Consider the following 21,976-nt stretch of genomic DNA (forward strand, 5'->3'; position numbering starts at 1 on the left):
CTGCCGTGTATGGGTTAGAATGATAAAGCCTAAATTTAAAAAGAAGACAGTTTCAATATAAAACTTTTATGTAAGCCAATTTGGGATTCCAAAGGGACCACCGTCCCTTTGGCGGAAAGTTTGAAAGGCAGAGCCTTTCAAGAAAAGGAGGAAAAAAGATGACCGTTATAGAGCAGATGGGCGCAAGGGCAAAGACAGCCGCAAGGGTTCTTGCCAATGCGGGAACAGAAAAAAATAAGGCTCTTATGAGCATTGCCAAGGCTTTGAGAGAGAAATGTGAAGAGATATTAAAAGCCAATGAAATCGACATTGAGAACGGAAAAAATGCAGGACTTACAGTTTCTCTTCTGGATAGACTCAGACTTACCGAGGAGAGAGTGGAGGGAATTGCAGTAGGCGTTGAGCAGGTTGCCGCTTTGAAAGACCCTATCGGCGATGTTTTAAGCGGAAATAAGCTGGAAAACGGCTTGGAAATAAGAAGAATAAGAGTTCCCCTGGGCGTAATCGGAATTATTTATGAAGCACGTCCAAATGTTACAGCAGACGCCGCCGCTTTGTGCCTTAAAGCAGGAAACGCAGTAATACTCCGTGGAGGTAAAGAGGCCATAAACTCGAATAAGGCTATTGCCGATATTATGCGTGAAGCTGTTGAAAAAGCAGGACTTCCTAAGGATTCCATACAGCTTATTGAGGATACATCACGAGCAAGCTCCACAGAGCTTATGGGTTTAAGCGATTATCTTGATGTTCTTATCCCAAGAGGCGGAGCAGGACTTATCAGAGCCGTTGTGGAAAATGCAAAGGTTCCTGTTATTGAGACAGGCGTTGGCAACTGCCATGTATACGTTGATGAGTATGCGGATATAGATATGGCGGCAAATATTATATTTAACGCAAAGACCTCAAGACCATCTGTGTGCAACGCAATCGAAACAATTCTTGTACACAGCGCAGTTGCAGAAAAAGCCCTGCCGGCAATAAAGGCAAGACTTGACGAGAAAAATGTGGAGCTTAGAGGTTGTCCGAAAACAGCGGAAATTCTGGGCAGCTGTGTAAAGCCTGCCACAGAAGAGGATTACTATAAGGAATTCCTTGATTATATACTTGCAGTAAAGGTTGTAGACAGCTTTGAAGAAGCGGTAGACCATATTGCAAAATACAGCAGCGGCCACAGCGAATGTATAGTTACCGAGAACTACACAAGAGCCTGTGATTTCTTAAATCAGGTGGACGCAGCTGCGGTTTATGTAAACGCTTCAACAAGATTTACCGACGGCGGACAGTTCGGCTTGGGCGCAGAAATAGGAATTTCCACCCAGAAGCTTCACGCCCGTGGTCCTATGGGACTTAACGAGCTTACAAGCTCAAAGTTTATAATCCTCGGAAACGGACAAATCAGATAATTCCTGAAGGACGCTGTCCTTCAGACTACCAGCCAAAGGGACGGTGGTCCCTTTGGAATCCCGGAACAGCTCACGGAAGAGTGGATATGAATTGGTTACGGAAATCATTTATATCAAAAGGTACATTAAGGCGAGGAGCAGTCCGGTATCAGCGTTATCTGACGAAAGCAGAAGAATAAGTATAAGTATCAGACTTTTCTCTTTATCGTGAAAACAGGCGTCGAGAACTTCACCGCCTGTTTTCGCCGCTTTTATATCATCGCCGCTGAAGCTTTCTGCAAGCTTTTGCAGGTCGATGTTTTCAGTTTCGTAATTTTGGGACTGTTGATTTTTATTGCCGTTTTGTCCGCCGGAAAAGGTCTGCGCTTCGTTATGAACTGCATGATGAGCGTCAGTCTGAGGGGGAGGAAAACTTCCCCTGTTGTCGTTTCTGTTTTGGCGTTTTGAGTTATTTTCCTGAGAGGATGCGTTTTGCTGCATCTCTTTGACCCTCCTCATTGCTTCCTGTCTTAAATTGTCAAATCCTGCCATGAAAAATCACACTCACAATATGCCCTTAGATTTTATCAGGGGAAGTATTTTTAAAAGCCTGAGCATCTTCTTGGCTTCATCCAGCTTTTTCTGTTTTGCGCTTCCCAGAAAGGGGCGCAGAGCCTCCAAAAGACGTGTAGTGTCGTCCTCTGTGTTTAAAGAGGATAAAAGGGGCATAAGCTTTGCAACGGATGTCAAAGCTTCGCCGCCGAAAGAAGAATGGCTTTTGGCAAGACCGGATTGATGATTTTGATTGCCGGAATTGTTGTTCATTACTCCCAAAAGGGACAGAAGCTGGGGATTGTTCATCAGTCCGGACAAAAGGTCTTGATTTATCTGAGGGAAAGAACCGCCTTGATTGTTGTTTTCCGAATTATTTTGATTGCGGTTATTTCCTGAATTGTTATTGGGAATATCAAGACCTAACTGTTTTCCCATGGACTCAAGCTGACTCATCGCCTGAGGGTCGGACATGATTTTCCCTATCAGCTCCTGAATATCATCCATTTGAGTTACCCCTCAGTTTTTTCAGCAGGCTTTGAGCCTGTGGACTGTTCATAATTTTTTCCATTTCTTTTGGATTGTTCAATATCTCTTTAACTTTTTGAGCGTTTTGCGGGTCGAGATTTTTTAAAATTTCGTTGGGCGAGCCTTGCTGCGCCATGTTTTGTACCTGCTCGGCGGAAATATTCTGACCTGCCGAATTGTTTTTTAACAGAGCGTTCAAAAGATTAAAAAGTTTATCATTATTAGCCATATAAACACCTCGATACATATTATGCGGAAAAAGTAAAACTATGATAGGAGTTTTTAATATGAGAATACTTGTTGTTTCGGACACACACGGAGATTTCAGAACATTGAGAAAGGTTGTAGACGCTCATCAGGAGGCTGATATAATAGTCCACTGCGGTGACGGAGTAAGGGATATAGACAGAATACAGGATATTTATCCCGAAAAGAAAATAATAAACGTAAGGGGCAACTGCGACCTTGGAGAAAACCAGGTTTCCCTGATTGAAATTTTTATGGTGCAGGGCAAAAAGATTATGGTAACCCACGGTCATCTTTTTGAGGTAAAATACGGACTCAACAGAATTATATACGAAGCAAAGGAGACAAACTGCGACGTTGTACTGTTCGGCCATACACATAATGCAGTTGCAGATTATGACGAGGGACTTTTTATTCTTAATCCAGGCAGCTGTAACGGATACAACGCAAGCTTCGGCTATGTGGATATTACAAAGGACGGAATTGTGACAAACATTCTCAAAGCCTCAACCTGCGACAGCTTTTAAGTATTTACAATAAGTTGACATGTATTTTTAAATCATATATAATTTTATGTTGTGATATAAATTATTTTTTCGGAGGACACAATGGAGAGCGGTCTTTTTTTAAACAATGAAAACGCAAAAAAAAGAATAGACGCTCTATTTCAAAGCGGAAGAATTCCTCACGGAATATTGCTCCGTGGCGGAGATGAAGAGCTTAGAAAGGACTGCGCCAAATATATGGCGATGAAATTTCAGTGCATTTCCCAAAACCCTCCCTGCGGCAAGTGCGGACAATGCGTTAAGGTTATGTCCGACTGTCACAGCGACGTAATAACCGCAAAGGGAAGCGGTAAAACCGGAATTATCTCCATTGAGGAAATAAGAAGAATTTCGGCGGATTCCGTAATTAAAGCCAACGAGGGAAAATACAAGGTTTATTTTCTCTTTGATGTGGACAAGAAGCTTATGCGTGAGGGACAGAACGCCTTTTTAAAAACATTGGAAGAGCCGCCGGAAAAAGTTGTGTTTATAATGACCTGTGAAAGCGAAAAAGCCCTTTTGGACACAATAAGGAGCAGAGTTACCCTTTTGTCCCTTGACAGCAAAGAGCAGGTTTCAGGGGAAATTTTGGAAACCGCAGAAAATATTGTGCTGTCTATTTTGGAAAACAGGGAATTTCCTCTCATGAAATCCCTTGCCCCTATAATGGGCGACAGGGCAAAGGCTAAAGAAATTCTTTTGCAGGTAAAGGAAATTTTGAGAAAAAGTTTATCCCAGTGCTTTATGGTGGAAACAGGCTCACAGACCGCAGAAAAAGCATCGTTAAAGCTGAATAAACTTAAGATATTAAAACTTATGGAGGCGACGGACAACGCCTTAATGTATATCGATCAAAACGGCGATATGAATTTACTTTCCGCTTGTCTTTGCGGAAAATACAGGAGGATTGCATGGCAGAAGTAATAGGAGTTAGATTTAAAGAGGCGGGCAAGGTTTATTACTTTGACCCGGATAACAATAAATTGAATATAAACGACATGGTAATTGTTGAAACCTCAAGAGGTGTTGAGTGCGGTCAGGTGGCTTTTGCAAACAGAGAAGCCGATGACGAGGAGATTGTGCATCCTCTTAAAAAGCTTATAAGAATTGCAACTGCTGAGGATTTACAGCACTTAGAGGAAAACAAAAGAAAAGAAAAAGAAGCTTTTACCATATGTGAAAATAAAATTGCACAGCACAAGCTGGAAATGAAGCTTATCGACGTTGAATACACCTTTGACAACAGCAAGGTTCTGTTTTATTTTACCGCAGACGGCAGAATAGACTTCCGTGCTTTGGTAAAGGATTTGGCGGCTGTGTTCAGAACCAGAATAGAGCTTCGCCAGATAGGCGTCCGTGACGAGTCAAAAATGCTGGGCGGCTTGGGAATTTGCGGCAGACCTTTCTGCTGTCACACTTTTTTGGGAGAATTTCAGCCTGTTTCAATTAAAATGGCAAAGGAACAGGGGCTGTCACTTTCTCCGTCTAAGATTTCCGGAACCTGCGGCAGACTTATGTGCTGTCTTAAATACGAGCAGGAAGCCTATACCGATATGCTGAAAAAGACACCGAAAATCGGCGCTATTGTTGAAACTCCAAACGGAAAAGGTCTTGTGGTTGAGTCAAACCTCCTTACAGGCACACTGAAAGTAAAGCTTGACAACACACCGGAAGCAGCTCCCCCACATGCTTTTAAAGTTAAAGAAGTAAAAATTATAAAGAACGGCTATATAAAGGTTGATAAGAAAGAGCTTGAAGAGCTTAAGGGCCTTGAGGAATAAGAAATAATGAAAAAATCATTGATTTTTTTTCTGAATATGGTATAATGTGCTTAATAATAAAAGGAGGTGTATTTGAATGGCATACGCAATTTCTGATGAATGCATCGCTTGTGGCGCTTGTGCAGATGAGTGTCCTGTAAGTGCTATTTCTGAGGGTGACGGCAAGTACGAGATCGACGCTGATACATGTATCGAGTGCGGCGCTTGCGCAGATGTATGTCCTGTTTCTGCACCAGCACAGGCATAAGTTGTTTTTAATGAAAACGGCGAGGTTTTTATGCCTTGCCGTTTTTTGTTTATGCCTTTTTATTTGAATACTTTTTTACAGGTGAAATAGATGGAAAATGAAATTCTCTTAGAGGGAGAACATTTTGAGCCTTTGGGAAAGGGCGTAAAGATAATTGTAAATAAGGAGTACCGTTTTTCTACGGATACGGTGCTGCTTGCAAATTTCTCAAAGCCACGAAAAAACGATATTGCCTGCGAGCTTGGTTCAGGCTGCGGCCCTATTACTCTTATTTGGGCAAGGGACAATGTGCCGAAGCTTGTATCGGCTGTTGAAATACAGGAGAAAGCCTGCGACCTTTTTAGAAGAAGCATTAAGGCCAACGGCTTTGAAGAAAAAATACAGGTTATAAACCGAGATTTGAGAGAACTTAAAGGTGTTTTAAGTTTCGGAAGCTATAATCTTGTAGTCTCAAATCCTCCCTACAAGCTTATGGGAACGGGGGTTTTAAATCCTGCGGAAAGCGATTTGATTGCAAGACACGAATACGGATGCAGTCTTGAGGATATAACCGAGGCGGCGAAAAATCTTTTGCAGTTCGGCGGAAGATTTTGTATCTGTCAGCGCCCTGAAAGGCTTACTGATGTTTTGCAGGCTATGCGTAACAGCGATTTAGAGCCTAAAAGACTGAGATTTGTCCAGCAAAGAGAGGGAAAAGAACCAAAGCTCTTTTTGGCAGAGGGCAGAAGAGGGGGCAAAAAAGGCTTTATGCAGGTTATGCCCACACTTTTTATTGAGGATGAAACAGGTGATTTCTCACAGGAGATGAAAGATATATACGGCTGTTACAAGGATGGCAGAAACAGTCTTTAATCCTGTTTCGGAAAGGAATTTATTATGTCGGAATACGGAATTCTGTATGTGGTGGGAACGCCTATAGGAAATCTTTCGGATATGTCCCCAAGAGCCGTGCAGACCTTGGAAGAGGTTGACTTTATAGCGGCGGAGGACACAAGGGTTACCTTGAAGCTTTTAAACCATTTTGAGATAAAAAAGCCAATGATAAGCTATTACGAGCACAATAAAAAAGAGCGTGGGAAGATTATATGCCGCCGTCTTATGTCCGGTGAAAACGGAGCCATTGTAACCGACGCCGGTATGCCCTGTATTTCCGACCCGGGCGAAGAGCTTATCAGACAGTGCGGCGAATACGGAATAAAAACCGCAGTTGTGCCGGGCCCCAGCGCAGTTATTTCCGCTTTGGCGGTTTCGGGACTGGAAACCGGAAGATTTACCTTTGAGGGATTTTTAAGCGTAAATAAGAAAAGCAGAAGAGAACACCTCAGCGAGCTTCAGGGAGAAAGGCGCACAATGATATTTTACGAAGCGCCCCACAAGCTTCCCAACACCTTAGAGGATTTCAAAAATGCTTTTCCTGAAAGAAAGCTTACAATCGTAAGGGAAATTACAAAAATCCACGAGGAGGTTATAAGAACCACCACGGATAAAGCCTTTGAGCTTTACGGGGACGGAAGCCTGAAAGGTGAAATCGTCCTTGTGCTTGAGGGCGCAAAGGAAGAAGTAAAAGAAGAATATACCTTGGAAGATGCGGTAAATCTCGCAAAATCCCTTATAGACGGGGGAGAAAAGAAGTCCGAAGCGGCAAAGGAAGCGGCGTCAGTTACAGGATTTAAGAAAAACGAAATTTACCGAATTTTAAACCAGTGATGAAAAAGAGGGATAATTTTGAAAAGTTATCAAAATGCTATTGAGGAAATTCACAGTATGCCCAGATTCAGCGACAAACCAACCTTGGATAGAATAGGGAAAATTCTTGAAAGTCTTGGAAATCCCCAAAAGGATTTAAAATTTATCCATGTGGCTGGAACAAACGGAAAAGGCTCTGTCTGCGTAATGCTTGAGTCAATTCTCAGAAACAGCGGATTAAAAACAGGTCTTTTTATTTCTCCCTATGTTTGCCGCTTTGAGGAAAGAATACAGATAAACGGCAAGCCGGTGGATGAAAAAACCTTTGTTTCAGCATGGGAAAGGGTTTATAAAAATATAAAGGTGCTTCAGAGCAAAGGCGTAATAGTAAACGAATTTGAAGCCGTAACCGCTTTGGGAATGGAAATTTTCGCCCTTGAGAACTGCGGGATAGTTGTTCTTGAAACGGGACTTGGCGGAAAATGGGACGCCACAAATGTTATTGAAGACCCACTCTGCACAGTTATAACCTCTATAGGCTTTGACCATACAGCGGTGCTTGGAAACACAATTTCAGAGATAACAACGGAAAAATGCGGAATAATCAAGGAAAACGGCATAACTGTAACCGCTCCCCAAAGGTCAAAGGCTTTGGAGATAATCAGAAAGAAAGCAAAGGATAAAAACAATATAATCTTTTTTGCCCAGGATGTGGAACTTGATGATATTGAGTATTCCATAAGAAAAACCTATTTTACATACAAGGGCGAAAGATTTTCTTTAAACCTTTTGGGCAGCTATCAGATTATAAATGTAAAAACAGTCTTTGCAACACTGAGTGCCCTCAATGTTACAAAAAAGCTGGGATTTAAAATAACCCTTGAAAGCGTGCATAAGGGTCTTGATGAGGCTGTGCATTTGGCGAGATTTCAGGTTTATTCCTTAAATCCACTAATCATCATAGACGGCGCTCACAACCCTGACGGAACTGCCCAGCTTGCAAAAACATTGCACAAGCTTTTACCGGATGAAAAGCCAATCGCATTGTGCGGCATGATGGCGGATAAAAAGATTGAAAATTCTCTTGTAAATCTTAAAGGAGTTTTTTCAAAGATTTACACCGTCACTGTTGATAATCCAAGAACAGCCACAGACGAGGCTGTAAGCAAAATTTTCATGGATATGGGTCAGGACGCCATTATGTGCGGAAACGTGGAAGAGGGCTTGAAAATCGCCCTGAAACAGGCTGAAATCGAGGGAAAACCTCTTGTTGTCTGCGGTTCTCTGTTTTTGTGCGGCGAGGTACTCAATAAACTTGAAAATAATTTTCTGAAAAAATAATTCGACAACAGAATAAAACAAAAAAATACGTTCATACTAATTATTATATTGGTATGAACGTATTTTTATTTTAGGAAGTGAAAAGATGGAGATTACATACGAAAACGATGTGATGACCGCCTATTTAAAAGGCGAGATAGACCACCACTCGGCGGCTCCCATAAGAAGCGAAATAGACGGAAAATCCGAGTCTTTAAGACCCAAAATCCTGCGCCTTGATTTTTCAGGTGTGAAATTTATGGATAGCTCCGGAATAGGTTTGATAATGGGAAGATACCGCCAGATTTCCCTTTTGGGCGGCTCTCTTGAGGTTGTAAACATTCCAAAATCCTTGGACAGAATAATAAGTCTTTCCGGCGTGTGCTCACTGGGGGTGGTAAAATGAATATTGTAAATCAGATGGACTTGAGTTTCCCTGCTAAAAGTTCCAACGAAAGCTTTGCAAGAAGTGCCGTCGCCTCTTTTATTTTGCAGCTTGACCCAACCATAAACGAGCTTGCAGATATAAAAACGGCAGTGTCAGAAGCCGTTACAAACTGTATCGTCCACGGCTACGGCTACGGGGACGGGACAGTGTACATAAATGTAAAAATAACCGATAAGGGAAAAGTAATAATAAAAATCCGTGACAAGGGTTGCGGTATTCCCGATATTGAACGGGCAATGGAGCCTCTTTTCACCACAGCAGGGGACGAGGAGCGTGCCGGACTGGGCTTTGCGGTTATGCAGAGCTTTACGGACAAAATAAAGGTTTCCTCAACAGTGGGAAAGGGTACCACAGTCACCCTTGAGAAAAATATAATCCGACACAGGAACAGCTCGGGAGGAGCTGATTTAGGTCATGGAGAATAAACAGGAGATTGCAAAGGCCAATTTAGGCCTTGTACACGCCTGCGCAAAGCGATTTAAGGGCAGGGGAATAGAATACGATGACCTTTTTTCTGCCGGCTGTGTGGGTCTTTTAAAAGCCATAAATAATTTTGACTGGGACAGAGGAATAAAGCTTTCAACCTATGCTGTTCCCGTGATTTTAGGGGAGATAAAACAGCTTTTCCGTGACAGCGGAACTGTTAAGGTGAGCCGAAGCCTTAAAGAACTTTCCCTGAAAGCCTCGAAGATAAGCGACGAGTATCTGAGACAGCACGGGGAAGAGATAACCGTGAATAAGCTTGCGGAAATTCTTGAAACCGAGCCTGACAGGGTTGTACAGGCGTTAAACGCCTCAAGACTGCCGGTTTCTCTAAATAACCTTGACCGTGACGGGGACGAGTATGTGACGGATATTCCCGTTGACTCGGTTGAGGAAAGGCTCTCTGAAATAATTTCCTTGAGGCAGGCGGTCAAAGACTTGGAGGAAGAGGATAAGAAGCTTATAATTTTGCGGTATTATAAGCACATGACCCAGACTCAGACGGCAAAGGTGCTGAACATTACCCAAGTACAGGTGAGCAGACGTGAGAAAAAGATTTTAGCAAATCTGAGAAATTCACTTGCAGTATAAAAAAACACGCAATGAAAACAAGTGTTTTCCGGTGTGTTTTTTGTTGACGGTAAAGTTTTATATGATTATAATAAATTTGTGGTGATTTCAAATGGAAGATTTAAAAAACACAGTGGCAGAACTGGAAAATGAACACAATAGAGAAAAACAGATAAAGCTGTTGCAGAAAATTTCTGAGCTTCTCATAACCGATTACGCAATAAATGCCTGCGGTGTTGTGATCGAACCCCTCTGGGTTGAAGCATACTATTTTCATAAGGGCAAATTTGAGGACTTTAACGACCACAGAAAATCAAAGCAAAAGGACGGCTTCGGAAAGCTTTATCTCCACACAGAAAAGAAAATATCCCAGTCAAACAGGCTGGGCGGCGTTGATATAGTGATGTCATTGGGAGATTATTATCTTTCCTTTCTAATAAAAAATTCTCTGATAGGCGGAAAATTCTGCAAACAGGTGGAATTAAATGCAATACTCAGCCAAAAGGAATACAGCTTTGAAAATCCCGACAATGTGCTTGTTGAACTGAAAAGAAATCACAAAGTATTCTTTACAAAAAGAATAGGACTTACAAAAGAAAGCTTTAAGGATGAAAACCTTGCGGCTCTCCCCATAGACCTGCTGAAAAATTATCCTTTTAAATTTAAGGAAAGGACAGCCTTTGAATATATAGAGGAATACAGAAAAACTCACTGTGAAAGTGAATGTATTAAGGAATGTAAAAACATTCTGGGATACGTGCCGAAAAAATTTTTTAATTTACCATAAAAATAACACCTCAGCGTTAATTTCGCTGAGGTGCTGTTGTTTAAATCAATCTTCCTCGTACATCTTTTTAAGCTCTTCCAGGTCGTATGGTGTCTGCTGATATACGTAGTAGTTGAGCCAGTTTGTATAAAGCAAAGTGGCGTTGCTTCTCCAAATAAGCGGAGGAAGCTTTGTGGGGTCGTCATTGGGGAAATAATGCTCCGGCACGTGTGGGTTTATGCCCCTGTTTTTGTCACGGAAATATTCGGAAGCCAAGGTGTTGCGGTCGTATTCCGCATGACCCATTACAAAGAACTGACGTCCGTTTTTGTTGCATACTATTGAAACTCCGGCTTCGTTGGAGGTTGCCAGAATTTCAAGCTCCGGACATTTTTCAATGTCTTCCTGATACACACCTGTGTTTCTTGAATGAGGAATCACAAAGGTGTCGTCAAAACCACGCAGCAATGGATGATTGTGATTGAGTATTCTGTGACTGAACACGCCGGAAAGCTTTTCCGGAAGCTGGTATTTTCTTACGCCGTAGTGGTAATAAAGTCCCGCCTGTGCGCCCCAGCAAATATGAAATGTGGAATAGACATTGGTTTTTGACCATTCCATTATTGTTTTAAGCTCTTCCCAGTAGTCCACTTCTTCAAACTCCAGAAGCTCTACAGGGGCTCCGGTAATAATCATACCGTCAAATTTACTGTCCTTGATTTCTTTAAAGGTTTTGTAGAAAGTGGTAAGGTGCAGGGAAGATGTGTTTTTGGATTTGTGGGTTTCCATTTGCAGAAGCTCAATGTCAGCCTGCAAAGGGCTGTTACCCAAAAGTCTTAAAATCTGTGTTTCGGTTTCTATTTTTGTAGGCATTAAGTTGAGAATAAGAAGCTTTAGAGGTCTTATGTCCTGCTTTAATGCTCTTTCCTCCGGCATTACAAATATGTTTTCACTTTCAAGTATCTCTATAGCCGGCAAATTGTTTTTTACCTTAATAGGCATCTGTCACACCTGACCTTTATTTTTAATTTACAATAAAAGGAAATTATCAATACTGCTTGCCCCAGTAAACCTGATGCTTTGCAGGCTTTCCGCAGCATACGCAAACATCGCTTATGTGCTCCTCTTCAAAAGGAATACATCTGCTCTTTACGCCGCCTGTAACGTCCTTGATTTTCTCTTCGCACTCTACATCGCCGCACCACATAGCCTTGATAAAGCCCGGCTTGTTCTTTGCAATGTCGCAGAACTCTTCAAAGTTTGTGGCTGTAAATGTTTTATCCTGAGTGTTTTTGAGAGCTTTTTCATACATTCCGTCATGAACAAGCTGCAAAGCCTTCTCAACCTCTGCCTCGAGATTGTCAAGGGAAACAAAGATTTTTTCTCTTGTGTCACGTCTTACAAGCACGCACTGGTTTTTCTCTATGTCCTTAGGGCCAATCTCAACTCTTACAGGAACACCCTTCATCTCATACTGGCTGAACTTCCAGCCCGGTGAGTTGTCGCTGTCGTCAAGCTTTACTCTGAAGCTTTTTGCAAGTCTTGCTTTAAGCTCTGCTGCCTTGTCAAGAACGCCTGCCTTGTGCATTGCTATAGGAATAATTGCAACCTGAATTGGTGAAATCTTCGGAGGAAGTACAAGTCCGTCGTCGTCGCCGTGAACCATGATGATAGCGCCTATCATTCTTGTGGAAACACCCCAGGAGGTCTGGTGAGGATAGTGGAGCTTGTTGTCTCTTCCTGCAAACTTAATGTCGAAAGCTCTTGCAAAGCCGTCGCCGAAATAGTGGGATGTGCCGCCCTGGAGAGCAACACCGTTGTGCATCATTGGCTCGATTGTGTAGGTTTCCATTGCGCCGGCAAACTTTTCTTTTTCAGTCTTTCTACCCACAACAGCAGGGATAGCAAGTGTTTCTCTGTAGAAGTCCTCGTAAACCTTGAGCATTCTCAAAGTTTCCTCTCTTGCGTCCTCCTCTGTTTCGTGCATTGTGTGACCTTCCTGCCACAAAAATTCTGAGGTTCTCAGGAAAGGACGTGTGGTTTTTTCCCATCTTACAACGTTGCACCACTGATTGTAGAGCTTTGGCAAATCTCTGTATGTGTTGATGATTTTCTGATAATGCTCGCAGAAAAGAGTTTCGGAAGTAGGTCTTACGCAAAGTCTTTCGCTGAGCTTGTCGCTGCCGCCGTGAGTAACCCATGCAACCTCAGGTGCAAAACCCTCAACATGGTCTTTTTCTCTCTGGAGAAGGCTTTCAGGAATAAACAATGGCATGTATACGTTTTCAACGCCTGTTTCCTTGAAACGTCTGTCCAGGTCAGCCTGAATATTCTCCCAAATTGCATAACCGTAAGGGCGGATAACCATACAGCCCTTTACGCCTGAATAGTCGGCAAGCTCTGCCTTTTTAACTATATCTGTGTACCATTTTGCAAAGTCTTCATCTCTGCTTGTAATCGCTTCCACCAGCTTTTTATTTTCTGCCATGGCAAAATCACTCCATCTTTTGTATTTTAAGTTAATTTGTCGTGTTTACGAAAAAATCAGGCAATATATGTTTTTTATGCCTTAACATTCCTATTATACAGGCTTTTTATCCACATTTCAAGCAGTAAAAGACAAAAAAATAGGGTCGGAAAATCCGACCCTTAGTTTAAAAAATCAATTAAGAATTAGCCTCGATGTAAGAAACGAGATCGCCAACAGTGTGGATGTTCTCAACTTCCTCATCAGGAATTTCTGTCTCGAACTCATCTTCGATAGACATAAGAAGGTCTACAACGTCAAGTGAATCAGCGCCGAGGTCTTCCTGGAGATTTGTTTCAGCTGTGATGCTGTCTTCCTCTACGTCGAACTGTTCTGCCAAAATGTTCTTTACTTTTTCCAAAACCATTTTAGTTTCCTCCTAAACACTTATCAAAATTATTATTTGTTTTACAGCTTGTCTGTGGACAAGTTGTCGGTACATATGCTATAATGAGTTAAGGTGCTGAACCTCAATAGCACGTTACAAACATCATATTATGGTTTATTCCATACTTTGTCAATACTTATTTTGAAAATTTTTTAAAATTTTATAATTTCAACCTGTTTTTAGTTCTATTTACGACATTATATGTTATAATTTGTTAATTACAAACAGATTGGTATAATGGGAGTGTTTTATTATGAGTCTGAAAAAATATGCTGTTATCGGTCATCCTATGGGGCACACAATGTCGCCTTTTATTCATAAAAGACTGTTTGAGCTTTCAGGAATAGAGGCACAGTACGGTGTTTTTGATATAGCCCCGGAGGATTTGGAAAATCAGTATAAAACCGTTTTGTCAAAACTGGACGGATTCAATATTACAATTCCCCACAAACAGAGGATAATACCTTTACTCCAGAACCTTGACCCAAAGGCTAAGATGTACGGAAGCGTCAACACAGTGGCTTTTGGTGAAAATGGTTCCTGCGGCTATACAACCGACCCTGACGGCTTCTTAAAAGCTTTGGAGGCGGAAAACATTGCGCCTGCAGGCAGAGTAGTAATCCTCGGATGCGGCGGCGTTGCAAGAACCATGGCATATGAAGCGGCTTTGAAAAATGCCGATTTAAGCTTTGCGGTTAGAAAAGAAGATACAGAAATCTGCAAAGCTCTCTGCAAGGAAATTAAGTATACACTTGATAAGGATGTAAGCTTCTGTGAGCTTAATCAGATTGAGGGCGATATTGACCTTTTGGTAAACGCCACACCGATAGGCATGTATCCTAAGATGGACGCACAGCCGGTTGAGGATAAGGTTCTTTCAAAGACAAAATCTTTATTTGATGCCGTTTACAATCCTCTGGAAACACAGCTTATTAAAAAAGCCAAAGCAATGGGCTGCAAGGCTTTGGGCGGAATGTCAATGCTTGTATGGCAGGCAGTGGTAGCCCATGAGATATGGGACAACAGTAAGTATGATAAACAGGATATTGATAAGCTGTGTCTTGACGCAGCAGCGGAGCTGAGGAACAAATGAGCAGATTAAGTCAGATAAATATAGTTCTCTGCGGCTTTATGGGATGCGGAAAAACAACCATAGGAAAAATGCTTGCCGAGAGAACCGGAAGAAAATTTATGGATACAGACCAATACATAGAGGAATCTCAGAAGATGGAAATCCCGGAGATTTTCTCAAGACAGGGGGAGGAGTATTTCAGATATCTGGAATACCGTGCCTGCTGTGATTTGGCAAAAATGCAGAACCTTGTGATTTCCACCGGCGGCGGAGCCTTGACATTTAAGAGAAACGCCGAGGTTTTGAGGAAAACCGGAGAGATAGTTTTGCTTGAAGCTGACTTGGAAACACTCTGGGAAAGACTTAAAGACGACACAACAAGACCCCTTTTGCAAAGGGTAAACAAAAGGCAGATTATGACCGACCTTTACGAGAGACGACTGCCCTTTTACAGGGAAAATTCCACCATGACGGTGGACGCTTCCATGTCACCTATGAAAGTATGTGATGAAATTATAAGAATGTTACGGCAAAAATACGCATAATAATTCAGATTTTTTTGCTTTAAAGTATTGAAATTCTCCGCAAGTGGTGATAAAATATCATAAAAACAATAATGCATACTTTTTTCAAGGTCTGCATTGTTTTTGAGTATTATAAAGGTTGCCGTATGACGGGATTGCGGCAGTCCGCAAAATGGAGGTAAAGAAAAATGATTATTGTATTGAAGCCGGAATGTTCCAAAGAGCAAGTTTTAATGTTTACCGATATGCTTACAAGCCAGTATAACGTGAAGGTAAACAAATGGGAAGGCGTTCATTCAACCGTACTCGGTCTTATCGGAGATACTACTCAGATTGATATTGATTATATAGATGCTCAGGATTTTGTTGAGAGCGTAAAAAGAGTTCAGGAGCCTTATAAAAAGGCTAACAGAAAGTTCCATCCGGAAAACACCGTGATTGAGCTTTCAAACGGTGTTAAAATCGGCGACGGAAGCTTGCAGATAATGGCAGGACCTTGCTCTGTTGAGTCAGAAGAACAGGTTACTGAAATTGCAAAGAGAGTTAAGCTTTCCGGTGCGTCAATCCTTCGAGGCGGCGCATTTAAGCCAAGAACCTCACCATATGCTTTCCAGGGTCTTAAAGCCGAAGGCCTTGACCTTTTGAAAGCCGCAAGAAAGGCAACAGGCTTGCCTATAGTTACAGAGATTATGAGAGTTTCCCACATTGATATGTTTGAAAATGTGGATATTATTCAGGTCGGCGCAAGAAATATGCAGAACTTCGAGCTTTTGAAAGAGCTTGGCAAGGTAAACAAGCCAATCCTTTTGAAGAGAGGACTTTCCGCAACCATTGAAGAGTGGCTCATGAGCGCCGAATACATTATGGCAGGTGGCAATGACCAGGTTATCCTTTGTGAAAGAGGTATCAGAACCTATGAGACTTTCACAAGAAACACCCTTGACCTTTCAGCAATTCCGATTGTAAAGTCATTGTCACACCTTCCGGTTGTTGTTGACCCAAGCCATGCAACAGGTAAATCATGGCTTGTAGAGCCGATGGCTATTGCCGCAGTTGCAGCAGGCGCAGACGGACTTATCATCGAAGTTCACAACGACCCTGCCCATGCACTTTGCGACGGAGCTCAGTCATTGACTCCTGACCAGTTTGACAGCCTTGCTAAAAAGGTATTCAAGCTTAAAGACTATATGAAAGATAATATTTAACGTAAAGCAAGGGTGGGGAAAAGTACCGCCCTTGTGCGCTTTCAGGGAGAAGATTTTTATGAACATAGTTATAGTCGGACTCGGAATTATCGGCGGAAGCATCGCCAAAGCATTGAAGAAAAATACAGAACACTACATTATCGGCATAGATAAAAACCATGAGGTGGAGAAAAAAGCTCTCTCAGACGGAGCCATTGACGAAATCGGAGATATAGATTCTCTGGGAATTGCAGACGTTATTTATCTTGCCGTTTATCCCGGTGCGGCTGTGCAGTATGTGGAAGAAAACGGAAAATATATAAAGCAGGGCGCAATAGTTACCGACACAGCCGGTATAAAATACGAGATATGTCCGGCGCTTGTAGAGCTTTCCATGGAATATTCCTTTGATTTTGTGGGAAGCCACCCAATGGCAGGCAAGGAGAAAAACGGATATGAAGCCTCAGACCCTGAAATTTTTAAAGGTGCAAGCTATATCGTTATTCCCTGCGACGCAGACGACAACAGCGTAATCGTTATAAGCGGACTTGCAAGGGCTATGGGCTTCGGCGGAGTTATGATAACCTCTCCTGCGGAGCACGACAGAATGATTGCCTTTACTTCACAGCTTCCCCATGTGCTTGCCTGCGCCTATGTTATGAGCCCATGCTGTAAAAACCATGTGGGCTATTCCGCAGGAAGCTACAACGACGTTTCCCGTGTTGCAAACATAAATGCAGAGCTTTGGAGCGAGCTGTTTTTGGAAAACAAGGACAACCTTGTAAAAGAGCTTGATCTTCTCATTTACAATATAGGAAAAATTAAAAAAGAGATAGAAAACGAAGATAAACAAAAGCTTACGGAGCTTTTGGCAGAAGGCAGAAAAATCAAGGAGGAGCTGGGAGAATGAAAGCCGTAAGGGTTGAAACCGGACGACCTTATGATATCCTCATAGAAAGAGGACTTATTAAAAAATGCGGAGAAATCATAAAGGAAATTACAAAGGCTGTTAGAATAGCAGTTATAACCGACAGCAATGTGTCGCCTATATACGCAGAAACCGTAAAAACTTCCCTCAAAGAAGCTGGATTTGCAGTTACGGTTTTTGCCTTTGAAGCCGGAGAACAGTCAAAAGGCATTGAAACAATCTGTCATATGTACGACTGTCTTGCTGACAACAACTTTACAAGACAGGATATGATTGTGGCTTTGGGCGGCGGAGTAACAGGCGATATGGCAGGCTTTGCTGCGGCAACCTACCTGAGAGGAATCGAGTTTGTTCAGATACCTACATCTTTGCTTGCTCAGGTTGACAGCTCCGTAGGCGGCAAAACAGGCTTTGACATAAAGCAGGGTAAAAACCTTGTAGGAGCCTTTTGGCAGCCGTCTTTGGTTATTATCGACCCGGACACAATAGACACACTTCCAAAGCACTTTGTAAGCGACGGAATGGCAGAGGTTATAAAGTACGGTTGTATAAAGGACAAGGAGTTCTTTAACTTCCTTAAAAACGAGGACGCTTTTGAAAATATCGACGAGGTTATATACAAGTGCGTTAAAATAAAGCGTGACGTGGTTTCAGCCGACGAGCATGAAAAAGGGGAGAGAATGTTATTAAACTTCGGACATACCCTGGGTCATGCTCTTGAAAAGTTAGGCGATTTTAAAACCCTCAGTCACGGCGAAGCGGTTGCAATAGGAATGGTTATGATGACCGCCGCTTCCGAAAAGGCAGGACTTACAAAGGGCGGAACCTGCAAGAAGATTGCAAAGGTCTGCCGCAAATACGGACTGCCTATAGAAAATCCCGAAAAGTCACAGGATATAGCTTTGGCGGCTCTCAACGATAAAAAGAGCAGCGGCAACAGCATAAATCTTGTGCTTATAAGCGAGATTGGAAAAAGTTTTGTTAAGAAAATTCCCCATGAAGAATTGGCGGAATTTATCAAGGTGGATTGATTAAATATGACGACAGCAATGTTTACTCCCTCTTTTCTCAAAGGGGAGGTAACTGTTCCCCCGTCAAAAAGCGATGTTCACAGGGCGGTGCTTTGCGCCGCCCTTGCTAAAGGAATAAGCAGAATTGAGCCTGTTGCCCTTTCAAAGGACATAAAGGCAACAATAGACTGTGTAACCGCCATGGGGGCAAAAACAAGATTTGAGGGCGACGCCCTTATTGTGGACGGCAGAGAGATGTTTTCAAATAAAAGCTGCCGCCTCCACTGCTGTGAAAGCGGCTCAACCCTGAGATTTGTAATACCCATTGCGGCGGCAGGCGGTATTGACGCCCTGTTTACCGGAGAGGGACGGCTTCCGGAAAGACCTATCGGCATATACACGGAATTTCTTCCAAAAGCCGGAGTTAAGTGCATAACCTCAGGCGGACTGCCCTTTGAGATTTCAGGACAGCTTCAAAGCGGAGATTTTTCTCTTCCGGGAAATATAAGCTCTCAGTTTATAACAGGACTGCTTTTAAGCCTTCCTTTGCTTTCCGGCAACAGCCGCATTATTTTGACCACAGAGCTTGAAAGCGAGGGCTATGTAACTTTAACACTTGATGTTATGAAAAAATTCGGTGTAGAGGCTCAGAGAACCGATTACGGCTACTTTATAAAGGGAAATCAGCAGTATACCGCCGCAGACTATAAAACCCAGGGTGACTGGTCACAGGCGGCGTTTTTCATCTGCGCCGGCGCAATAAACGGCAATGTGACTGTGAAAGGCGTTTCCCAAAGCTCATCCCAGAGAGATAAGGATATCTGCGACCTTGTGAAAGATTTCGGTGCAGATATAAGCTGGGGCGAGGATTTTGTAAAGGTGAGAAAAAGCTCTCTCCATGGAATAAAAATAGACGCAAGACAGATTCCGGATATAGTTCCGGTTTTGGCAGTGACCGCCGCCTATGCTCAGGGCGAAACTGTGATTTACAATGCAGAAAGACTGAGAATAAAGGAAAGCGACCGTTTGCAGGCGATTTCACAGGCTGTAAATGCCTGCGGCGGAGATATAGAGGAAACAGAGGACGGACTTATCATAAGGGGAGTGAAGTCTTTAAAAGGCGGAAAAGCTCTGGGATGCAACGACCACAGAATTGTTATGTCTATGGCGACAGCGGCTGTGGGAAGTGAAAAAGAGATTTATGTAACCGACCCTATGAGCATAAACAAGTCCTATCCTGATTTCTTTGAGGACTACAATAGTTTGGGAGGTAAAGCAGATGTCATCGACTTGGGGTGATAAAATAAAAATCTCCGTTTTCGGAGAAAGTCACGGAAAGGGAATAGGCGTTGTTATAGATGGTCTTCCATCCGGACACAAAATAGATATGGAACAGGTCTACGAGCAGATGGCAAGACGAGCTCCCGGCAAGGACAAGACAGCCACGCCAAGATTTGAAACCGACATTCCCACAGTTCTTTCGGGAATGTTAAACGACGTGACAACAGGTGCGCCAATCTGCGCAGTTATTGAAAACAACAACACAAAAAGCGGAGATTACAGCAATTTGCTGGACTGTCCAAGACCGGGACACAGCGATTATCCCGCCTATGTGAGATATAAAGGACAAAACGATATAAGAGGCGGCGGACATTTCTCCGGACGTCTTACAGCTCCCATAGTTTTTGCAGGTGCTTTGTGCCGTCAGATTTTGGAAAAGCAGGGCATCCATATAGCCGCTCACATTGCTTCCGTTGGCTCTGTAAAGGATAAAAGCTTTTACGATTTGGGAGTTTTTCCAGATGAAAATATTTTAAAAGAGCTTTCAAAGAGCCGCTTTGCCCTTATCGATAAGGACATTGAGGAAAACATAAGACAGGAAGTAGCCAATGCCGCTGAAAAAGGCGACAGCGTAGGCGGAACTGTAGAGTGCATTGTAACAGGAGTAAAGGCAGGTTACGGCGACCCAATGTTCGGCGGAGTGGAAAATATTATTTCTTCAATTGTTTTCGGTATTCCTGCAATAAAGGGTATCGAGTTCGGAAAGGGCTTTGAGCTGTCCGAAATGCACGGAAGCGAGAGCAACGACCCCTTTGAAATAATAGACGGAAATATACAGACGAAGTCCAACAACTGCGGAGGAATTTTAGGCGGCATCACAAACGGTATGCCGATAGTGTTTAAAGCCGCTGTAAAGCCCACAGCGTCCATTTCTATAGAACAGGACACAATAAGCCTCAGCGGAATGAAAAACGCTAAATTAAGCGTTAAAGGCAGACACGACCCATGCATAGTGCCGAGAGCCGTTCCTGTTGTTGAAGCCGCCGCCGCTTTGGCGGTTGCCCAGCTTGTTCTGTGATGGGAGTGTTTGTATTATGAGAGATTTAGCCGATATCAGAAAAGAAATTGACGGAATTGATAAAGAGCTTATTGAGCTTTTCAAAAAAAGAATGGACTGCGCCAAGGCTGTAGGGGAGTACAAGAAAGCAAACAATGTGCCCATACTCAATCAGAAACGTGAGGACGAAATTCTTGACGAGGTTCAGAAAAAGGGCGGAGAGTACGGCCACTACGCCAGACTTCTTTATGCCAATATTATGGAGCTTTCCCGTGCGTTACAGCACAACATTGTGGGAAGCGGAGAAGCCATGCGCAGAACAATAACCGAAGCTGTAAAGGTACTGCCGGAAAAAAATCTGAAAATCGCCTGCCAGGGAATTAAAGGAGCAAACTCCCACGAGGCGGCTACAGAGATTTTTCCGCTTTGTCAGCCGGTGTTCTATAAAAAATGGTCTGACGTTTTTGCGGCGGTAGACAAGGGAGAAGCGGACTTTGGTGTACTTCCCGTTGAAAACTCCACAGCCGGCTCTGTTTCCGATGTTTACGACCTTATTCTTAAAAACAGATTTTATATCGTAAGGGAAAAACAGCTGAAAATAAACCACTGTCTCTGCGGAATTAAGCAGAGCAGTCTTGAGGATATAGAGCAGGTTTGGTCACATCCTCAGGCTCTTTCACAGTGTTCGGAGTTTATAGCCGAAAACAACATGAAAGCCGTTCCATGCTCCAACACAGCGGTGGCGGCAAAGGAAATTTTTGAAGAGAAAAGAATAAACTGCGCCGCAATCTGCTCAGAAAGTGCGGCGGAGGAATACGGACTGAAGATATTAAAGAGAGATTTCCAAAACAGCAAGGGCAACACAACAAGATTTATCGTGATTTCCAAGAAGCTTTACATTCCAGAAAATGCCGATAAAATAAGCCTGTGTTTCAGCCTGCCTCACGTTACAGGTTCTCTTTATACCGTGCTTTGCAGATTTAATTCCAGCGGTCTTAACCTTACAAAAATAGAGTCAAGACCAATGCCCGACCATAAATTTGAATATCTTTTCTATTTGGATTTTACAGGCAACGTATACAACGACGATGTATTGAACCTGCTTTGTGCTCTCTCCGAAGAGCTTCCGGAGTTTAGTTTCTTGGGAAACTATTGTTAGAACAAAAAAATTTGGGATTCCCAAGGGACCACTGTCCCTTGGGCTGGTGGTTTGGAGGACAGCGTCCTCCAAGGTCTTATTTACTTTTCACTAACTATTAACAAAGAGTCTTTTAAATTAAAAAATATACGAAATCCCCCGACTTTGTTTCAGATATCACTGAAATATAAGCCGGGGGATTCTTATTTGGAGGTGCAATTTTGTATGTTAATCATGTCATATTTTCGCTCTTTTATCTTTCGGATTTTATCTTCGGGACTGCAAAAAATAAAATCAGAAAAACAAAACAGAA

26 protein-coding genes are annotated in these 21,976 nt (G+C 42.7%); 20 read left to right on the forward strand and 6 right to left on the reverse strand.

Annotated elements, in window-relative coordinates; genetic code table 11:
- The first annotated feature begins 158 nt into the window (after nucleotides 1–158).
- Nucleotides 159–1,403: a glutamate-5-semialdehyde dehydrogenase gene (locus B5F08_RS06375; RefSeq protein WP_087377530.1), complete on the forward strand. Its 1,245-nt coding sequence runs from the start codon at nucleotides 159–161 to the stop codon at nucleotides 1,401–1,403.
- Between the two features lie 108 nt (nucleotides 1,404–1,511).
- On the opposite strand, the gene B5F08_RS06380 is transcribed toward B5F08_RS06375, so the two are convergent.
- The 3 genes from B5F08_RS06380 to B5F08_RS06390 form a co-directional block, all read right to left on the reverse strand.
- The gene (locus B5F08_RS06380; protein ID WP_087377532.1) at nucleotides 1,512–1,883 is read right to left on the reverse strand and encodes a hypothetical protein; all 372 of its coding nucleotides are present in this window, start codon (nucleotides 1,881–1,883) and stop codon (nucleotides 1,512–1,514) included.
- Between the two features lie 63 nt (nucleotides 1,884–1,946).
- Entirely contained in the window at nucleotides 1,947–2,441 is a 495-nt protein-coding gene (locus tag B5F08_RS06385; RefSeq protein ID WP_087377534.1) for a hypothetical protein, read from the reverse strand.
- Nucleotides 2,434–2,691, reverse strand: a complete 258-nt coding sequence (locus B5F08_RS06390) for a hypothetical protein (protein WP_087377536.1) — start codon at nucleotides 2,689–2,691, stop codon at nucleotides 2,434–2,436. Before B5F08_RS06390 ends, B5F08_RS06385 begins: the two co-directional genes overlap by 8 nt.
- A gap of 58 nt (nucleotides 2,692–2,749) precedes the next feature.
- On the opposite strand from B5F08_RS06390, the gene B5F08_RS06395 reads away from it, so the two are divergent.
- From B5F08_RS06395 to B5F08_RS06445, 11 genes are all read left to right on the forward strand, one after another.
- Nucleotides 2,750–3,235: a metallophosphoesterase gene (locus B5F08_RS06395; protein WP_087377538.1), complete on the forward strand. Its 486-nt coding sequence runs from the start codon at nucleotides 2,750–2,752 to the stop codon at nucleotides 3,233–3,235.
- Between the two features lie 81 nt (nucleotides 3,236–3,316).
- On the forward strand, nucleotides 3,317–4,177 hold the full coding sequence (locus B5F08_RS06400) for a DNA polymerase III subunit delta' (RefSeq protein WP_087377540.1): 861 nt from the start codon (nucleotides 3,317–3,319) through the stop codon (nucleotides 4,175–4,177).
- Nucleotides 4,165–5,034 (forward strand): PSP1 domain-containing protein, encoded by an 870-nt coding sequence (locus B5F08_RS06405; protein ID WP_087377542.1) that lies wholly within the window; start codon nucleotides 4,165–4,167, stop codon nucleotides 5,032–5,034. The genes B5F08_RS06400 and B5F08_RS06405 overlap by 13 nt, the downstream gene beginning before the upstream one ends.
- 76 nt (nucleotides 5,035–5,110) lie before the next feature.
- Entirely contained in the window at nucleotides 5,111–5,281 is a 171-nt protein-coding gene (locus B5F08_RS06410) for a DUF362 domain-containing protein (RefSeq protein WP_087377544.1), read from the forward strand.
- 90 nt (nucleotides 5,282–5,371) lie between these two features.
- Nucleotides 5,372–6,133 carry a tRNA1(Val) (adenine(37)-N6)-methyltransferase gene (locus tag B5F08_RS06415; RefSeq protein WP_087377546.1) on the forward strand — a complete coding sequence of 254 codons (762 nt, stop codon included), beginning with the start codon at nucleotides 5,372–5,374 and terminating at the stop codon, nucleotides 6,131–6,133.
- Between the two features lie 24 nt (nucleotides 6,134–6,157).
- Entirely contained in the window at nucleotides 6,158–6,988 is an 831-nt protein-coding gene (gene rsmI, locus B5F08_RS06420; RefSeq protein ID WP_087377548.1) for a 16S rRNA (cytidine(1402)-2'-O)-methyltransferase, read from the forward strand.
- An 18-nt stretch (nucleotides 6,989–7,006) separates the two neighbouring features.
- A complete protein-coding gene (locus tag B5F08_RS06425; protein WP_087377550.1) occupies nucleotides 7,007–8,308 on the forward strand; it encodes a bifunctional folylpolyglutamate synthase/dihydrofolate synthase in 1,302 nt (433 codons plus the stop codon).
- Between the two features lie 85 nt (nucleotides 8,309–8,393).
- The gene (locus B5F08_RS06430; protein ID WP_087377552.1) at nucleotides 8,394–8,693 is read left to right on the forward strand and encodes an anti-sigma factor antagonist; all 300 of its coding nucleotides are present in this window, start codon (nucleotides 8,394–8,396) and stop codon (nucleotides 8,691–8,693) included.
- Nucleotides 8,690–9,160 (forward strand): anti-sigma F factor, encoded by a 471-nt coding sequence (gene spoIIAB / locus B5F08_RS06435; protein ID WP_087377554.1) that lies wholly within the window; start codon nucleotides 8,690–8,692, stop codon nucleotides 9,158–9,160. Before B5F08_RS06430 ends, spoIIAB begins: the two co-directional genes overlap by 4 nt.
- Complete coding sequence (locus B5F08_RS06440) at nucleotides 9,150–9,809, forward strand: sigma-70 family RNA polymerase sigma factor (RefSeq protein ID WP_087377556.1); 660 nt, start codon at nucleotides 9,150–9,152, stop codon at nucleotides 9,807–9,809. Before spoIIAB ends, B5F08_RS06440 begins: the two co-directional genes overlap by 11 nt.
- Before the next feature lie 91 nt (nucleotides 9,810–9,900).
- A complete protein-coding gene (locus B5F08_RS06445) occupies nucleotides 9,901–10,575 on the forward strand; it encodes a hypothetical protein (RefSeq protein ID WP_087377558.1) in 675 nt (224 codons plus the stop codon).
- Nucleotides 10,576–10,620: 45 nt separating this feature from the next.
- On the opposite strand, the gene metA is transcribed toward B5F08_RS06445, so the two are convergent.
- The 3 genes from metA to acpP form a co-directional block, all read right to left on the reverse strand.
- A complete protein-coding gene (gene metA / locus B5F08_RS06450; protein ID WP_087377560.1) occupies nucleotides 10,621–11,556 on the reverse strand; it encodes a homoserine O-acetyltransferase MetA in 936 nt (311 codons plus the stop codon).
- A gap of 46 nt (nucleotides 11,557–11,602) precedes the next feature.
- Complete coding sequence (gene proS / locus B5F08_RS06455) at nucleotides 11,603–13,042, reverse strand: proline--tRNA ligase (RefSeq protein WP_087377562.1); 1,440 nt, start codon at nucleotides 13,040–13,042, stop codon at nucleotides 11,603–11,605.
- A 178-nt stretch (nucleotides 13,043–13,220) separates the two neighbouring features.
- A complete protein-coding gene (acpP, locus tag B5F08_RS06460; RefSeq protein ID WP_087377564.1) occupies nucleotides 13,221–13,448 on the reverse strand; it encodes an acyl carrier protein in 228 nt (75 codons plus the stop codon).
- Between the two features lie 274 nt (nucleotides 13,449–13,722).
- Here acpP and B5F08_RS06465 point away from each other — a divergent pair, with 274 nt between their 5' ends.
- The 8 genes from B5F08_RS06465 (at nucleotide 13,723) to pheA (ending at nucleotide 21,684) form a co-directional block, all read left to right on the forward strand.
- Entirely contained in the window at nucleotides 13,723–14,562 is an 840-nt protein-coding gene (locus B5F08_RS06465; protein WP_087377566.1) for a shikimate dehydrogenase family protein, read from the forward strand.
- Entirely contained in the window at nucleotides 14,559–15,086 is a 528-nt protein-coding gene (locus B5F08_RS06470) for a shikimate kinase (RefSeq protein WP_087377568.1), read from the forward strand. The genes B5F08_RS06465 and B5F08_RS06470 overlap by 4 nt, the downstream gene beginning before the upstream one ends.
- Before the next feature lie 167 nt (nucleotides 15,087–15,253).
- Complete coding sequence (aroF, locus tag B5F08_RS06475; RefSeq protein WP_087377570.1) at nucleotides 15,254–16,270, forward strand: 3-deoxy-7-phosphoheptulonate synthase; 1,017 nt, start codon at nucleotides 15,254–15,256, stop codon at nucleotides 16,268–16,270.
- Between the two features lie 58 nt (nucleotides 16,271–16,328).
- Nucleotides 16,329–17,159 carry a prephenate dehydrogenase gene (locus B5F08_RS06480; protein WP_087377572.1) on the forward strand — a complete coding sequence of 277 codons (831 nt, stop codon included), beginning with the start codon at nucleotides 16,329–16,331 and terminating at the stop codon, nucleotides 17,157–17,159.
- Nucleotides 17,156–18,208, forward strand: coding sequence for a 3-dehydroquinate synthase (gene aroB, locus B5F08_RS06485; protein WP_087377574.1), 1,053 nt, complete (start codon nucleotides 17,156–17,158; stop codon nucleotides 18,206–18,208). The genes B5F08_RS06480 and aroB overlap by 4 nt, the downstream gene beginning before the upstream one ends.
- A 6-nt stretch (nucleotides 18,209–18,214) precedes the next feature.
- Nucleotides 18,215–19,486 carry a 3-phosphoshikimate 1-carboxyvinyltransferase gene (gene aroA / locus B5F08_RS06490; protein ID WP_087377576.1) on the forward strand — a complete coding sequence of 424 codons (1,272 nt, stop codon included), beginning with the start codon at nucleotides 18,215–18,217 and terminating at the stop codon, nucleotides 19,484–19,486.
- Entirely contained in the window at nucleotides 19,467–20,546 is a 1,080-nt protein-coding gene (gene aroC, locus B5F08_RS06495) for a chorismate synthase (RefSeq protein WP_087377577.1), read from the forward strand. The genes aroA and aroC overlap by 20 nt, the downstream gene beginning before the upstream one ends.
- Nucleotides 20,547–20,562: 16 nt before the next feature.
- Entirely contained in the window at nucleotides 20,563–21,684 is a 1,122-nt protein-coding gene (pheA, locus tag B5F08_RS06500; RefSeq protein WP_087377579.1) for a prephenate dehydratase, read from the forward strand.
- The last annotated feature ends 292 nt before the right edge of the window (nucleotides 21,685–21,976 follow it).

Source organism: Anaeromassilibacillus sp. An172, from assembly GCF_002160515.1.
GTDB lineage: Bacteria > Bacillota > Clostridia > Oscillospirales > Acutalibacteraceae > Limousia > Limousia pullorum.